This window comes from Natrialba taiwanensis DSM 12281 (assembly GCF_000337595.1).
GTDB classification, from domain to species: domain Archaea; phylum Halobacteriota; class Halobacteria; order Halobacteriales; family Natrialbaceae; genus Natrialba; species Natrialba taiwanensis.
The window spans coordinates 1-15,874 of record NZ_AOIL01000009.1 but is presented as its reverse complement, the minus strand read 5'-3'; the positions used below and the strand labels follow the sequence as shown (position 1 = coordinate 15,874).

General features: G+C 50.7%; 9 protein-coding genes and 9 pseudogenes. 5 read left to right on the top strand and 13 right to left on the bottom strand.

Annotated elements, in window-relative coordinates; translation table 11 throughout:
- Nucleotides 1–129 precede the first annotated feature (129 nt).
- The 3 genes and pseudogenes from npdG to C484_RS21895 all read right to left on the bottom strand — a co-directional run bounded on the left by npdG (nt 130) and on the right by C484_RS21895 (nt 2,680).
- Nucleotides 130–795: an NADPH-dependent F420 reductase gene (npdG, locus tag C484_RS01010; protein WP_049914947.1), complete on the bottom strand. Its 666-nt coding sequence runs from the start codon at nt 793–795 to the stop codon at nt 130–132.
- A 98-nt stretch (nt 796–893) separates the two neighbouring features.
- Nucleotides 894–1,489: pseudogene (locus C484_RS01005) on the bottom strand (IS6 family transposase).
- A gap of 765 nt (nt 1,490–2,254) precedes the next feature.
- Nucleotides 2,255–2,680, bottom strand: a complete 426-nt coding sequence (locus tag C484_RS21895) for a universal stress protein (protein ID WP_006824114.1) — start codon at nt 2,678–2,680, stop codon at nt 2,255–2,257.
- A gap of 451 nt (nt 2,681–3,131) precedes the next feature.
- On the opposite strand from C484_RS21895, the gene C484_RS21890 reads away from it, so the two are divergent.
- A complete protein-coding gene (locus C484_RS21890) occupies nt 3,132–4,526 on the top strand; it encodes an SLC13 family permease (protein ID WP_204366363.1) in 1,395 nt (464 codons plus the stop codon).
- Here the strand turns inward: C484_RS21890 and C484_RS00995 are convergent.
- Genes C484_RS00995 through C484_RS00975 form a run of 5 tightly spaced genes read right to left on the bottom strand, consistent with a single transcriptional unit; the run spans nt 4,499 to nt 10,123 of the window.
- Nucleotides 4,499–5,629, bottom strand: coding sequence for a PrpF domain-containing protein (locus tag C484_RS00995; RefSeq protein WP_006824112.1), 1,131 nt, complete (start codon nt 5,627–5,629; stop codon nt 4,499–4,501). The genes C484_RS21890 and C484_RS00995 overlap by 28 nt on opposite strands.
- Entirely contained in the window at nt 5,630–7,138 is a 1,509-nt protein-coding gene (locus C484_RS00990; RefSeq protein ID WP_006824111.1) for a tripartite tricarboxylate transporter permease, read from the bottom strand. It abuts the gene before it with no gap.
- Nucleotides 7,139–7,636, bottom strand: coding sequence for a tripartite tricarboxylate transporter TctB family protein (locus tag C484_RS00985; RefSeq protein ID WP_006824110.1), 498 nt, complete (start codon nt 7,634–7,636; stop codon nt 7,139–7,141).
- Between the two features lie 26 nt (nt 7,637–7,662).
- The gene (gene tcuA, locus C484_RS00980; protein WP_006824109.1) at nt 7,663–9,081 is read right to left on the bottom strand and encodes an FAD-dependent tricarballylate dehydrogenase TcuA; all 1,419 of its coding nucleotides are present in this window, start codon (nt 9,079–9,081) and stop codon (nt 7,663–7,665) included.
- 37 nt (nt 9,082–9,118) lie between these two features.
- Entirely contained in the window at nt 9,119–10,123 is a 1,005-nt protein-coding gene (locus tag C484_RS00975) for a Bug family tripartite tricarboxylate transporter substrate binding protein (protein ID WP_152422642.1), read from the bottom strand.
- A 731-nt stretch (nt 10,124–10,854) separates the two neighbouring features.
- On the opposite strand from C484_RS00975, the pseudogene C484_RS21885 reads away from it, so the two are divergent.
- Nucleotides 10,855–11,147 (top strand): annotated as a pseudogene (locus C484_RS21885) (transposase); the annotation flags it as partial.
- Between the two features lie 191 nt (nt 11,148–11,338).
- Here the strand turns inward: C484_RS21885 and C484_RS00970 are convergent.
- Nucleotides 11,339–11,530 (bottom strand): annotated as a pseudogene (locus C484_RS00970) (IS5/IS1182 family transposase); the annotation flags it as partial.
- Here C484_RS00970 and C484_RS21880 point away from each other — a divergent pair.
- Both C484_RS21880 and C484_RS21875 read left to right on the top strand, forming a co-directional pair.
- Nucleotides 11,527–11,798, top strand: a pseudogene (locus tag C484_RS21880) (IS1595 family transposase); the annotation flags it as partial. The pseudogenes C484_RS00970 and C484_RS21880 overlap by 4 nt on opposite strands.
- Nucleotides 11,799–11,983: 185 nt before the next feature.
- A pseudogene (locus C484_RS21875) lies at nt 11,984–12,631 on the top strand (integrase core domain-containing protein); the annotation flags it as partial.
- A gap of 246 nt (nt 12,632–12,877) precedes the next feature.
- On the opposite strand, the pseudogene C484_RS25095 reads toward C484_RS21875, so the two are convergent.
- The 4 genes and pseudogenes from C484_RS25095 to C484_RS00955 form a co-directional block, all read right to left on the bottom strand.
- Nucleotides 12,878–13,244 (bottom strand): annotated as a pseudogene (locus tag C484_RS25095) (transposase); the annotation flags it as partial.
- Between the two features lie 25 nt (nt 13,245–13,269).
- Nucleotides 13,270–13,680: pseudogene (locus C484_RS25090) on the bottom strand (transposase); the annotation flags it as partial.
- Nucleotides 13,680–14,416: pseudogene (locus C484_RS00960) on the bottom strand (IS6 family transposase). The pseudogenes C484_RS25090 and C484_RS00960, both read right to left, overlap by 1 nt.
- 174 nt (nt 14,417–14,590) lie before the next feature.
- The gene (locus C484_RS00955; RefSeq protein ID WP_006824105.1) at nt 14,591–15,364 is read right to left on the bottom strand and encodes an IclR family transcriptional regulator; all 774 of its coding nucleotides are present in this window, start codon (nt 15,362–15,364) and stop codon (nt 14,591–14,593) included.
- 410 nt (nt 15,365–15,774) lie between these two features.
- Between C484_RS00955 and C484_RS22760 the strand changes: the two are divergent.
- Nucleotides 15,775–15,874, top strand: a pseudogene (locus C484_RS22760) (IS5/IS1182 family transposase); the annotation flags it as partial.

Genomic DNA, 15,874 nt, shown 5'->3' with positions numbered 1-15,874 from the left:
AGGAAGACAGTTATTTTTGAAGGACTGATCATCGCCTCGAGGGTAGGACAACCGTATCGTGGCCGAAAAGTGTACTAGACAGTGCCGGTAGACCGATTTGGTAGAGAAAATTCTATACTCTATAGTAGTTCAGGTGAACCGGACGCCGACATCGTGCCTATTGTCGTTGTAGCCGGCGATGGTGATAACTAGTGGCGTAACACTTTCGACTTCAGCTACATTTGCTAGCGGCCCAGCACTCAAGGCCCGTATCCTGGCCAGTTCGTTTACGAGAGCGATGACCTGCTGACGTACCTCTTCGTCGGTAGCCACTACGAGTGTATCGACGTCAAAGTCAGCATCGAGGTCGGCAAGGCGGTCGGTAGCGAGATTGTGAAACACTCCTGCGGTAGCTGTCGATGCAGGTGCACGCTCGGCGACTAGTTCGGTTACGCTCCCCACGGATGGTGGATCAAAATGGAGACCTAACTCATCTCCCTGCATTCCTACTACAGAGCTAATGAGTAGCTGACCGGTCAATACTTCTTGGTCGACTAACTCTTCGATAGTGTCACCCACGTGGTGAGGAGGGATAGCGAGCACTATGATGTCAGCATCACCTGCAGCAGTGGTATTATCAGCATGGTCGATAGTTTGTTCGATCCCATGGTTAGTTAGTCGAGATTCGTACTCGTTCGCTCGATCGGCGGCTTTGGATGCGTCCCTCGAGCCGACGATAATGGTATGAGACGTCTCGGCAGCGAATCGAACTACAAGACCTTCCCCAATATTGCCGGTTCCTCCAAGGATTGCAATGCGAGTATTTTAGATATATAATATATCGAAAATAAATATACTCAACTCTCGGGAAATGTGGCTCTATAAAAATATCCGCTGTTGTGGCGGCATCGTGTTTAGTTAAGCGAAGTCCACCAGACGGCGAAGGCTTGCAGCCATGTTTCAGCGGTCGCTGGATCAACGTGACTAAAACTATTGCTGAACAAAAAAGTAAGTCGTTTTATCTCCCCAAAGATACGTTCTACCGTGTTCCGATTTCCGTGACGTTCGGGTCGAAGTTGGAGCCCAGCTCGTTGCAATGCAGCCGCTAGATGGTGCGCTCAATCAACGAGAAACACGACCTCATCGACGTCGTGTTTCTCACGAAGCTCTCGCAAAAACCGTTGGATTAATACTGTCGTAGTCGTTGTAAAGAGGCTCAAATGCAGGAATTCGTTCGTTTCGGGATCGACAGCAGCGTACAGCCAGAACTGTTGACCGTTGATTCGGATCACCGTCTCGTCGAGCGCGACGTGATCCGGCTCACGTTGCTGGCGGGCTGTAGATTGGTCTTCTGCACCCAGTCGTGGACGGCTTTCCGCGACTGTTCGACACCGAACCTCTCAATTTCTAAGATGGTATTCGAAAGTGATAATCTTGCAAGATGGAGACGAATACCGAGCTTCATCAGCTGGGGCAGTGTCCGCTCTCGCTCCACAAAGTCTAATTCCATCCAGTCGCTACGACCGCTGAGGCGAGCGATTATTCGCCATAGACCAGCTGAAAATCACCTCGCCTCATCCTTCAGCCTTCACTAAACACGACCGTATATGAGGAGCTAAACTTTGATAACCTTCTCTATAATACAAAGGTCATTGACATTACCGGTCTGACACAGAGAACAACACCACCAACGGTGATTCCTTCTAGAGGTATTTCTGACTTCATTGGTTCTCAATCTGCACCGTGAAATGAGACGTAATCACAATTGAAACATTCTCACGCCCCTTGTTTACAATCCAGAACACCATCACATTCTGGACACTGCTACTCTTAATGTAGTATAGTCTGAAGTTCTGACATCAAAGTAATACCTCTCATAGTTATTATTTAACTCTGGCCATAATTCAATAACAATTCAATATTATTTATATTGACAATAATATGCACGCTCTGTAGTTGTCACGATAAATCTTTTTGACAGTGATCTGAGGAGGTTCGATGTTGAAATCGTTGATACTGTTGTGCTGCAGAGTTGAAGAAAATACGGATGCCGCTGACATGGTACTGGACACAAATAATTTGGCCTGATGAGTTTGTGCATGAGCGAACTGCATACTCAGCTATTACGTATTGCGAATGGTTAGTAAAGTAATCGAGCATAGATTCGAAAACAATAAAACATCAACAATTCTATCCCTTTCTCCTGTCTTAGCGGACCCGATAGCGAACAAATAATTCCTAACTCGACAATACCTATGGTGAAAATGAACGTGTATTAATTGTCTGTGGACATCACTACTGGACAATCAGAATTTAGTAGTATCGACTGGTTCACACTACCGAAGATGGCTTTTCCCGCTGGGGATCGTTTACGACCTGCCACAACAATATACCGTGCATTTTTCTTATCAGCATAATTGATGATTTCATCTGCGGGATTCCCCATTAATCCAATAGCTTCAAACTGCCTGCTGAGGGGTTCTGCGGCCTCCTCTGCAATATTCGATGCAACATTTTTCACAGATTCCAGGTCTATTGAATCCCCCTCTTTTGCTTTTGTCCTTCCTAAATCGACGAATTCTGACGTAGACAAAACATGGATAATATGAATGGTGTCACCAAAAGCCTCTGCAAGTACTTCGGCTTGTTTAATGACGGTGTCTGCTCGATCTGACCGGTCCACGGCTGCGACAATTACCATGGAAGATAAATATCATCATGATACTTTATTCTTACTCTGGACAATGAACGAGAAGACTGATTGTATGTCAGTTTCGTATAGAATTATCGATGTGGCGCTATCTCGCGATTTCTTGTTCGCCAAGTCACAATAGGACCAGTCTGTATTGAATCCACGGAAGGGGCTAGAACCACTTCATGATGGTTTGTTCGAGGTTGTGACGGTGACAATGAGCTCGAGTTCACAAAAATACGTGTTGTCCGGGCTGACGCCATCGTCCGCCATCACGGCCCCTCCAGATACGCAGCGGTGGTTACGAACAGAAGTGTGTCCGTGGCAGGCGATATGGTTAGCAGCCAGAGCGTCCACTGTGGAACGCCTCTCCCCTTGGATGATGTACAAAACCGCCTGTATCTATCGATCTGCTTGCCTGAACCACAAATTTAATCTAAATAAGCACGGTTATTCTATTGTGGTAAACAATCTCTCAAACCACAGTTCCATCTTCGGACTTGTCATCTCTACTATAGTCGTTGCTGGTGGAATAGTGGCTAATCCGCCCATCGGAATGACCGATAATGGTCTTACTGCAACTGCAATATTCTTTGCGACGCTTCTTCTTTGGCTGACTCACACTGTTCCCTATATGATCTCGAGCGTCACCGCGGTTATGCTCCTCTACGCACTCGGTGTTACGAACTCCGTTCAGGCCGCTGCATCCGGGTTTTCTTCTTCACTTGTTTTCTTCCTACTCTTGCTCTTTCTGCTGGGGAACACAATTTCTGAAGTTAATCTAGATGCACAACTCGCAGACCGTCTCCTTGGATCGGAAGACTCGCCTACACGCGCACTTCGCTCATTAACAACGGCACTTCTCCCTCTAGCTGTCTTTATGCCTTCTGCTGCAGCTCGGACCGTAGCTCTGATCCCTGTCGTCCGTCGTCTCCGGACTTCTTTTGATCTATCCTCCAATTCTGACTTTTCGCAAACAGCCTTCTTAATTCTTGGTCAGGTGAACCCGCTTGCATCCGTCGGTCTCATGACCGGCGGTGGAATGGCTGTTGTCACTGCTGGACTTATCCACTCGCTTGTTGGCCCCTTAACCTGGGTTCAATGGGCCCTGTACATGGTACCTCCCGCAGCTGCTCTATACCTGCTCGGTGCTGTTTCCGTTTTCGCGCTCTATCCACTTGATTACGCGGATATTCCAGAACCGAGGAACAAAAAGACCACTGCTGGTTTCGACCGTGAACAACGAATCGTTGCCGCTGTGATGTCCGGAACAGTCCTCGCTTGGATCATCGGATCTTTTTTTGGTATCCCGACAATTCTCCCTGCTGCAGCGGCAGTTCTCATTCTTGCACTACCCAATATTCGTATCATCCGTGCCGATGCCGTCGCAAACGTAAGCTGGAACGTGCTCTTTCTGGTCGGAGCAATGTTCTCTTTGCTTGAGGCACTCACAAACACAGGCGTCGTGAATCTCCTTATCAACCGGACTCTGGAGACGATCCCGCTTAATGCTCTCCCAGTGTTCGCGAGCGTTGGTATTCTTCTTCTGGTCGCAGTCGGCGTTCGTATTGTGTTCTCAACTGGGTCCGCGGCGCTGCTCGTTATTGTTCCTTTTGCGCTTCGGATCGGGAAAGAACTAGGTGTGAACCAACTCTACCTCTCGTTTTCACTCCTCATCGTTATTGGTGGAACAACATTCCTACCGTTCAATACAACGTCTGCCCTGCTCGCGTACGAAGAGGGGCCACTAAAACAGAGAGATATTGCACGATTCGGCGTCGTAACACTCTTTCTCTCGTTGGGTGTTGTCGCCGTCGCGTGGTTGTTCTATTGGCCGTTGGTCTCAAGCGTGTAGAACGCTCGTCCTTCCATTAAGCGCCGCTGTGTTCGTGAAACCGTTACGCTCTCTACTTCGTCGTTGTTGACGTTGGCCTTGACCGACATTTTCCCCTTCGGATGCCCAAGTACAACTCTGTCACCGTCAGGGACATCGGCCACCCGATTCGGAATTGTTCCCTCAAGTAGTGTAGCGGCTGCAGTACACGATGCGCCTGTTACAGCATACACTGGGTGAAGGTACTGCATACTCATAATTCGGGCTGTGATGTCAATCTCCGATTCACTGACGTAGCCCGCGGTCGCTTCGTAGTCGGTTGGTGGTGTGACGAACGCTACCTTCGGGAACCCAGGCGATTCAACGGTTGCGTCCTCGGGTGAATCAACAATGTCGAGTTCCGCACACACGGTTGCACGGATCTGCTCGATCCAGTGTAGAAACTCAGGATCAGTATCAATATCCTCGGGCAACTCCGTGCCAGTTACACTAAGGCTGGATGCCTGGACGAAAACGACGGGAGTTGTGACATCCAAGACTGTCATCTCGACAGGCACTCCATCGACGTCAAGTGTCGTTACCGGTTCATCGAACGGGAATAGGCCCTTTTTGGCCGTTCCCGCCGGGTCGTAGAACGTCGTTTCGACCTTAGCGCCAGTTCCGGGAACGCCGTGGATCTGATGATCACCTACGGTGGTTGCGCGACCGTCAACAATATCGAATGACTGGTCAATCCGTGTCTCTGTGTTCTTATTATAGAGCGTGACCGTTGCTTCGCCGCTGTAAGGAACATCAACCATGTTTTCGTCCGCAGCGAACGGTCCAACGACAGTCGTCATGTTACCACAGTTTCCACCATAGTCGATGGTCGAATCACGAACGCTAACCTGACCGAACTCGTAGTCAATATCGATACCGTCACGGTCACTTTCTTCAACGATCATCAGCTTCGATGTCGTCGACGTCCCGCCGCCGAGTCCATCGATTTGACGCTCATCGGGACTCCCGAACAGCGAGAGGAGAGCTGCGTTCGTATTCTCTTCTGGTAGTTCGTCGCGAGTCACGGCGACTCCCTTGCTGGTTCCTCCGCGAACGAGTGCGCACTGGAGTGAATTTTGATCCATCTAAACTTCTGAGGTTATACCGAATTGTTGTTTCAGCATCGGACCAAGATATGGACCGACGACGATCGCTACAGTTGCAACGACCAGCAACAGTCGGAGAGGCGTTGCGAAGAAGATATCTAAACTCCCGTTGCTGAGCTCGAGCGAGCGAGCGAGATTCTCCTCTGCGATGGGGCCGAGAATGAGCCCCAAGAGGAACGCGACGAGGGAATAGTCGTATGACTGCATGAAATACCCAATAATCCCCAATGTGAGAACGACGAATACGTCGAAGTAATTCGAGTTGAGCGAGAACGCACCCAGAACGGACAGTACGATGATGATGGGGATAATTACAGAGGTATTTACCGTCGTGAGATAGCCTGCCCACCGAACCACGAGGAGTCCAAGGACGAGGATTATGAAGCTGCACGCAACGAGTGAGACAAAGATCGAGTACGTGAGATTGATTTGCGAGCTGAAGAGAGCCGGACCAGGACGGATACCGTGGAGCATGAGCGCACCGATGAGGACGGCAGTCGTAGTGCTCCCCGGGATACCGAACGTAAGTGTCGGAATCAGAGATCCGCTTACTGTAGCATTGTTCGAAGATTCGGTGGCGATAATCCCCTCTTCGGCGCCGTTTCCAAACTTTTCAGGGTTTTTGGAGGCGCGTTTTGCCTCTCCGTACGCGACGAATGTCGAGACAGACCCCCCGGAACCAGGAATTGCACCGATAAGTAGGCCCACGACTGAAGACTTGATGAGCGTAATAGGTTTCGAGAGGACCGTCCGGAAACCAGATAGGACGCTCCCTCCTATGTCGATGTCCCCACCGCGCGAAATCGTCCCTCCCTGCTTGCTCAGGCGGAGCATCTCCGAGACTGCGAAAATCCCGATGAGGGCGGCAACGAAGTTGATTCCGTTGTACAGACCGAGCTGGCCGAACGTGTAGCGGGATGTTGGGAGCATTGGCGCGACTCCGACAGTTGCGAGCATTACGCCGAATCCACCTGCCATTGCATCTCGTAGGAAATCCCCTTCAGAGACGACGATGATGAGCGCGAGTCCGAGGACTGCGACCAAGAAGTATTCGGGAGTCCCGAACATGAGAACGATTGTGACGAGTGCGGGAAGAATCGCAAGAATGGCCACTCCACCGAGGAAGTCACCGATACTTGAGGAGACAGCAGAAATTGTGAGTGCATCAACGGCACGTCCTCCTCTCGCCATCGGATAGCCCTCGATTGTTGTCGCTGCTGCGGACGCAGAACCGGGGACGTTGAATAGAATTGCGGAGATGCTTGCCCCGTACATAACACCGTTGTATGCCCCAATGAGGAAGATAATCGCGTTAACACTCTCTAGCTGGATTGTGAATGGTATTGCAATCGCCAAAGTGAGTGCTCCGCCGACGCCGGGGAGGCTACCACCGATGACGCCGATGATGACGCCGAGAATGATGAGCGCAATGCCCGGCCATGAGAACACCATTTCGATCGCGTTGAGGAGTATACTAATATCTGTCATTCAGATCCCCCCCGTGACGAGGTCGAGTTTCATGAGCACGATGAAGACATAGGCGACCCCCGTTAGTGCGGCGGTGATCATCGCGGTCACCCACCACTTCTGGCCCGTGTATACGAGGTATGCGAGCGCGAAGGGTGGAGTTACCCAGAACAGTCCAACAGCGAAGCCTCCGAGGATATACCCCGTAATGAGCGCACCTAGGACAAGCATGCGGGTCCGGTTTTCTGTTTCCCCACTTTCCTCTGTTTCCGACATCGACGACTCGTCGTCACCTGAACCGCTGAGGACGACGGAGTCATCTTTGGTAAACTCGTAAGGGATAAAGTGGTTCACGACGCGGAGCGTGGCTGCAACTATGACGATCCCAGACGCAGCCTGTGGAAAGAGGCGTGCTGCCGGTGGGAAATCATAGGCTCCAATGAACATGTAGACGGCAAGTGTTACCAGTAGCGCGGCAAACACGTGTTCGCCGTGTGCCATGTTGGTAAGGCGGTCCATAGCTGATGATTTGGAAGTACTCATTTTTAAATGAATTTGTTAGCTGACTCGGCCGCAGTTTTTCCGTACACGGCCGCATTCATCTGACCGGTTCCACCAGGGTAGTTGTCGAAGAACAACCCACCAGTACTGTTCCCAGCAGCGTAGAGTCCAGGGATAGTTTCGCCACGACTGTCGATGGCTTCTGCATGCGTGTTTGTACGAACGCCACCGAAGCTGAACGTGATGCCACCAGTGACTGCGTATGCGTAGTAGGGAGGCTCGTCAATGGGAAGTGCCCAGTTCGTCTTCGGGGGTGCAACGTCGATCGTTTTGTTCCCGTCAAGAACCTCTGGCTCGAACGTACCGGGATCGCAGCCAGCGTTGTACTTGTCTATAGTTTCGACTGCCGTCTCGGAATCGGCACAGCCGACTTCCGCCAAAACCTCTGGAAGAGTATCCGCGACGATAGGATCCGATGGCCCAGTCGCACGAAGGAGGTCGTGAACTTTCGAGTCGACCACAATGTATGCGACGTGATTTGGTTCCTCGAAGATCAGACGACCGAACTTCGCGTATGTATGTGCACGAGCGTCTTGCCCCTCGTCCACAAACCGTTCTCCTTCGTCGTTCACTATAACACCGTACTGATAGCCATCGACGCGGTTTGCACCACCAGCGACATCCGGACTAGCAGCGTCGATAAGTGCCATGTGGGCACCGCCCCACTGACCAACCAGATCGGCACCGACGTCGCTGGCTGCCTCGAGCGCTTCGCCGGTGTTGTACCTACTACCGCGTACCTTCATCGCATCATAGTCGCGTCCATAGTACCGGACGCGCTTTTCGTCACTGGAACTGTATGCACCGGCAGCAAGAATGACAGCATCAGTCTCGAAGTGGACAAGGCCGTCATCGGTAATCGCGTCCACTCCGACCACGTGACCATCTCTGTCTCGGTGGAAACCGCGCGCTTCAGTCTTGAAGAAGAAGTCTGCGCCTTCGTCTTCAGCAGCTTCGGTGACAGTATTGACGTATTCTTCGCCATCGAACCACGTACGCGCCACCGTATAGCCGACGGCGAGCGGTTCCATCTGCCAGTCAACGCCAGCTGAGCCAGTGAGCCACTCGAGGGTATCACCAGCATTTTCAGCGAGATAGCGAGCGAGGTCAGGATCTGCCCGATCACTAGTCTGGTCGAGAATATCCTCGTAAAACTCGTCGACAGTGTAGTCTTTGATATCGAACTCGAATCCGTACTGATCAAGATCAGTCCCGACGGAGGGGACACGGAACGATTCGCTGAATCGAGTGTGCCCTCCTTGACGTTCACGAGGGGCTTTCTCGAGGACGGCAACAGAGCGATTGAGTTCCGCTGCACGAAGCGCAGCTGTGAGGCCAGCGGTACCGCTGCCAATAACAACGATTTCATACTCGTGCGTGTCAGTGTATCCAGATGCGTTCATTGTGATAAGTGGTTTGATATTGGTGGGTTTGGGATTGTTAGCTACGAATTTTAGACATATCAATTCTGTCCGGTATCGTGTTGATAGAGTCCTCTAGAGCCTTCTTAGCACGTTCGTGTGAACCATATTCGACAGCGTTCCCTGTCTCCTCCGACCAAGTCTGAACTTCATCGGTCTGGAGTGCAGCCTTGATACTTTCTGCGAGGGTATCACGGATGTCGGTAGGCGTTTCGGCCGGCAAAAACATGCATCGAGTGAGTTGACCGATGTAGTCGATGCTACTGAACCCAGCGTCTGACGGGGATTGGGCCTCAGGGAAAACGGAGCTTCCATCACTCGAGAGAATGGAAACAGCCTCGAGATCACCTGATTCGACGGCACTCTGTGCGGCAGTGTCGGTGGTTGCAACGACAGGAACTTCACCAGAGACGGCCGCTTTAATCGCAGGACCAGCACCGTCGTAAGCGACGTATTGCTCGTAATTCAGATCGTACTCATTCTTCATCGCGATGGCAGCGAGATTGACTATGCCACCACGGCCAAGCCCTGCAAATTTCGTGAATTCTCCGGACTGATACCGCTCAACGAGATCTTTGAGGCCCTCGATGTTGTGTTCGGGATTTGCGAAGATACCATAGGGGGTTCGGGCATACGTACAGACCGGCATTCCGCTCGTGATATCCCACTCCAGCTGGTATACGAGATAAGAAATTGGCGTGGATGGCGGGTTGAATCCACCAAAAGTGTATCCGTCAGGTTTAGCGCGCAATATCTCGGCAGTACCTTTCAGCGAGGCAGCCCCCGGTACGTTTTCGATTGCGATCCCATTGTCCATTTCGTTGGAAACCTGAGGCATAATCTTCCGAGCGTAGGTGTCGGTACCACCACCCTGGCTGAAGGGAACAATGTAAGTTATGTTTTGACTGGGGTATTCACCACTGCTAGGCTGGAGCGAACTGCAGCCCGCTAGTGCTGCGGCGCCAGCTCCAGCTGTGGTAATGAATCCACGACGCGTCGTGGCGACGTTGTTGTCACGTGCCATCGCTCCGAGCGTTGGATTCATCATTATTAAGATTATCGAATTGGGTGTCATTCGTTACCAACGACTGGATTCACGAGGAGTGATACCACAGAGATTTTGATCCTCACTTCGGTTCGTCACGTTTTATGGACATTTGGGGGGATTAGGTCAGAATTTTCCCCCTAAGTACGATGTGCTAATCTTAAAGTGTTCTACATGCCCGTGGCGAGCCATTGAGCCAATTATCCTGGTATATTACACTCTCGTACGAGATCTCTCGAACATTCACATACTGCAAATCATTAGAGCGCCACTTTTGATCCGTAGAGGTACTATTAGCGCTATTATACCGCTAATAATTGCATATAGGTTTACTCAGGTATTGTGAATTATTCTATGGAAGTAGTGAGGATAAACCTATGTAGTAACGATCTCTGAATCGTTAATCTGCGGATTAGAAGTGGTTTGAAGCCATACACGGCGAATATTGACGATTCACGATTCTGCACATAACTATCATATATTATAGTTCAGGAATAAACATATATACGACTCCTGTGGAGTTGTAATATATTGGCACAGAGAATATTCTCTAAGATACACCCTGAATGAATGTCGTGCGCGATCTACTACCGCTAATAATGAACGCTCTTCGGAAGTAGATTGTTGGTCGAACAGAGTTGGCGCTGTGAAAGCGTAGCGGACAAGGGTGATGCGCCAGTATAACCCTATATGTTCCCAGTTGAAGTCTTCTGCCAGAAAGTGAGCGCCGTGAGAGCCTCCAATGCTCGCGCTGCCGATCTGAATCAGTGATCAAGTACGAAGGATCTCGAGTGTATCAGCGACATCGTTGTAAAAATTGTGGACGCTCGTTCAACGACAAAACGAAGATGGTCTTCGCACACGCGAAGATTGGCTTCTATAAGCTGTTGTTCGCGTTCTACTCGTTGCTCCGGTTCAACAGAGTATCCGCCAGTTAGACGCTGAGTGCCACATCTATCGCCTCTCACTCCTTCTGAAAAGAACTCTCAATAAACCACAGCTATCATGTGGTTTTGCGCCTAACTAAAGACGATGCTCGAAAGACAAACTCATCGCGTATCTCAGACTCTTCGAACTTCGCCGGAGAATCCTACGTAAACCCAGATGAGACGCCCTGAGAGAATTCATTTGAACTACTCTCTAACTCACCAACAACCTCCTTCCCTAGTGCGTGAGCGTGTCATAGAATCCAACTCATAGCTTGAGCATCTCACGTCCCGGATCGTGTCCTCGCTCGTAGTTGGTGATTGCAATGACGATCCGAAGACACAGCGCAACGAACACTTCTGTTCGTGCGTGGACGCGGCCTCGGGCGCAAACGTGCCCGAGGCCGCAGTCCTTGACTGCATCGTTGGTTCGTTCGACTCCTGTCCGGTTGTTGTACGTCTNGCTTTCGAGCGTACGAACCACTGGAAGAGGACGACGCATTCGACCGCGAATACGTCGTCCACGGGGACGGCGAATACGTCGATGGTGACATTCACGTCAACACCTGTGAGAGCCACGGATCGCTGGTGCGATCCTGGCTCTCTCCCCACCGAGGCGTCTCCAAGGACAAACTCACACCGTATCTTCGTGCGTTTCAGCTACGTCGTCGTGTCTACCGAAAACCGGGGAAAAAGCGCCGGAAACCCTTCTCGAAACTGCACTCTGACTCACCAACAATCTACGCCACAAGAGCGTAGAAGAATCAGGGGAAAACAAGCAGACGGCGACGTTCAGGAGAACCTCACTCTCCTGCAGCACATCAGAACTCGTTGGGTTCTGAGGCCGCCCGTCAGGGCGTTCGCCATCCCCCTCCACGAAACTGGTTGTTCTCTCATGGNGGTTCTGAGGCCGCCCGTCAGGGCGTTCGCCATCCCCCTCCACGAAACTGGTTGTTCTCTCATGGAGACACCAACGATTTTAGCTGAATGAGGCGTTGGACGCTCTCTCATGGAGCGCTCTGCAATGTGATGCATCGGCTGGCTGACAGCATTTCCGACCTGCCGGCGTCCACGAGAGCAAAGCTCTTGTGTGGCCCATCAGAACGCTCCACGCTCTGCGGACGGCGAAGCCGTCAAGGGTCGCAGTTGACAAGACCGCAGTCAAAATCAACGGTGAGTGGTCTTGGGTGCACGCTGCAATAGACACCGAGACACAATTGATTCTCGATGTCGCGCTGTTTGGCCGGCACGGCACCGATCCAGCGNCATCAACTCAAGGAGAAACATGATCTCTGGGATGCTACGTTTCTCGTCAATCAATTCGTCTATCGGACTGCCCCTCTGTCAGTTAGGATTAAGCAGCCAGATCAAATATCCAAACGAAACCTGATCGAAGTGGTTTCATACCCTCAAAATGCGGATCAACCACTCCCATAATTCGTGGGTGGACAGTCGAGCGAGCGTCCGCGAGTGTCTTGAAAACTCCATGCATTACTATAACCGTCAGAGACCGCACCAAACTCTTGATGGAAAGACCCCCATTGAGGAGGTTCAGAACTAGACAGTGCCGGTCTAACCTAACTTCCCACCATGATCTACCATCACTATTGAATTTAGATCATAATATATAAATTTACAAGTAATATATACTCTCATATATTCACCTATAATAGCCCCAGATGAGAATTACAACTGTATGAATGTAATTAGTAGGAAGGTTTCAACAAAAATTCGTCATCCCGTTCTAATGAGCAGACCAATTAAACGTGAATGGCCGTGGTGAATCGCCATATAGCGTTGGATTTGCCTAGCTCACAGCACGCTTGATGTTGTAGACGGCACGCATCAGGACGATTTCACGGAACTCTCGATACCAGCTTCGCGCACGCACGGCGTCGCCGAGCGTGCGCTTGATCACCGAAAAGACGGTTTCAGACAGTGCTCTCTGGCCGTAGAGAGTCTCATCGATCCGCGCGTTATGCGCGTGATCGATGGGACGGAACTCACGATGATTGATCAGCGGTCTTACGTCCTCTTCCCTGGGTTTTTCGCGATCGTTGCCAGTCGTAGCCTTTGTCGGCAGCGAGGCTGTGCAACTCGCCCGCCGCAACGCGGGCGAGTTGCCAGCCGATCTGCATGTCGTGACGTTTCTTTGTCGTGCAGTGAACGTCAAGGCTGTCTCTTATACACATCTCNATTGATCAGCGGTCTTACGTCCTCTTCCCTGGGTTTTTCGCGATCGTTGCCAGTCGTAGCCTTTGTCGGCAGCGAGGCTGTGCAACTCGCCCGCCGCAACGCGGGCGAGTTGCCAGCCGATCTGCATGTCGTGACGTTTCTTTGTCGTGCAGTGAACGTCAAGGACAGCCTGTGACTCAGTATCGACGAGAGCGGTTGTTTTGAGCGTCTGAACACGATAATTCGTTCGGCGACAGTAGTGTTTGCTGGCGTTCTCTCGGTCGAAAAACGTTGCATCCATCGCAGCGTGACCAGATGGCTCGTGCAACTGCGTCCCAAAATCACTTTGTGATTTTGTGAGCTGCGCAAAAGCCTCGCTTTTGCGAACGCCGACAGGCGCAGCAGCACTCGCCAGACCGTCATCTTGGCACTGTCTAGTTCAGCACCTCGTCAGCTGGCGTTCGCCCATTGAGCGCTTGATTCGGTCGATCGTGGTTATAATGGTGTCTGAAGCGTCTGAGCCAACTGCGTGCGCTGGCTGGACTGCCCCGCCAGAAGGAGTGAAAGCGGTCAATTCGCATTGAGACGGTCTGAAACCACTTTTCGACGTGGTTTCGCTCGCTGTAATTGAGCTGACCGCTCAATTCGTGGTGAGCGAGGGCAGTCAGATAGCCACCAGCATCGACGAGAAACGCTGTCTCGTCGAGATCGTGTTTCTCGGTAAGTCGGTGCAAAAACGCTGCCGCGGGATCAGTCCCGCGGCGGCTGTAGACGTCGATTTCGAGCAGTAGATTTGATTCTGTGTCGATTGCGGCGTACAACCACTTTTTCTCGCCGTCTACCTCGATCTGTTTCTCATCGACCGCGACCCGCGACGGCTGGGCCGTCCTCAGAACGCAAAGCGTTCTGATGGGCCGCACGAGAGCGCTGCTCTTGTGGACGTCGGCGGGTCGCTCTGGGCCTCCGAAAGCTTGTGTGTCCAGTTCCAGATTGCGCCGTGAGAACGGTCAATACCAAGTAATTCGAGCACTGCGACGACCTCCCGAACTGACAATCCCATCGAATGCAGTTGCACCCCGAACACCCTTATGGGTGTCGGGGTGCGCTCGTTCTCCCAAACCTCATCACAGTCCACGTCTAAGCTCTCTCTGAGCAGGTTGGCGAGTTGCATGGACACTTCTCGCCACCACCTGCTCATTCCTCAAACTCTCATCTAGACAGTGCCGTTAGACCTCTCTAATGGCACTTCGAATGAGTCGAATCGCTTCACTATCAGAGATTTGGTGGTCTACACCCATTCGTACCTGTATTATATCTAATTGGTATAATTTATTTGGAATATTGATTACTGGTACTCCAGATCGAGTTCTATTTCGTTTACGACTGCAAGAACAATATCTGGAATCTCTTGTTCAAACCACTCTCCTTTGAGCCGATGGGCCGGGCCCGAGAGACTAATTGCCCCAAGTGGCTGGCCACTACTTTGGGAACGGATTGGTGCCCCAATTGCTCGAAGACCACTAATCGATTCTTGATCGCTAATTGAATATCCCCGCTCCCGGATAGTACTCAGCTCTTCAAGTAATCCTTCATCACTGGTAATAGTATGTTGAGTGTATGCCGGGGTTCCCCACTGGTTGAGTATCTGTTTCACGCGATCCTCAGACAAATGGGCAAGAATGGCCTTTCCTGCAGAGCTCGCATGAAGGTGGACTACTTTCCCAATATGTGCATCTACCTGAACAGCATTTTGTCCGATAGATGTATGAAGATAGTAACCCCTACCATTTTCTTCAACAATAAATTGGACGCGTTCGCCAGTCTGTTCAGCTAATCCCTCCAATTTCGAGATGATCAAATCATACTCTGGTTTTCTCGTCCGAGCATAACCACCTTTATTCAGAAATTCCAATCCAATGTGGTACTTCCCGTCCTCATAGACGAGGTATCCAGTGTTCGTGAGAGTTTTCACATATCCATGAACAGTACTTTGTGCTAAGTCCATCTCTTTTGCAAGGGATTCAATTGACATGCCATTTTGCTGCTGGATAATGTCAACTAGTTCAAAAGCAGTCTTGAGGGTTTTGAGTTGACGGCCGGAAGACGGATTATTGACCATGGTATATAATCGGAATAGAGATATATACATATTGTGAATCTCGATGTATCTACCCGAATACGCAAATAAACCCGCTCTAAAGCGCTCTAGCTCCGTTATTTCCAAATACAGTCGATTCACAATATGTATCAGTATAAATCATCATCTGGGATACTGGATGATATTTTGACTATATCACATGATTCTCTTGCTGTTCTGTACCTCTTTTCTCTATAAACCCTTGTCTTTGTCTTAATCCCGCTTTGCAGCTTCACAATCATCCTATTTATAACCCCATTACTAACTCTTGTCATTGGATCCCTATTTGTCTAGGTTTAACCTGCTGTAATATTATTCGTTATCCAATTATACCAACGCACTAGAGCGTGTCATAGAAAGCGTCACGTACGAAGCAGCAGGGTGCGGAAAGTGTGTCCAGCATCAGCGCAACCCTGCAAGACGTAGCTTCGGTAGACGGCTTCTTGAATGTCGCGGCTACCGAGACAGTACCGCTGTTCAAGCACCTTGAGT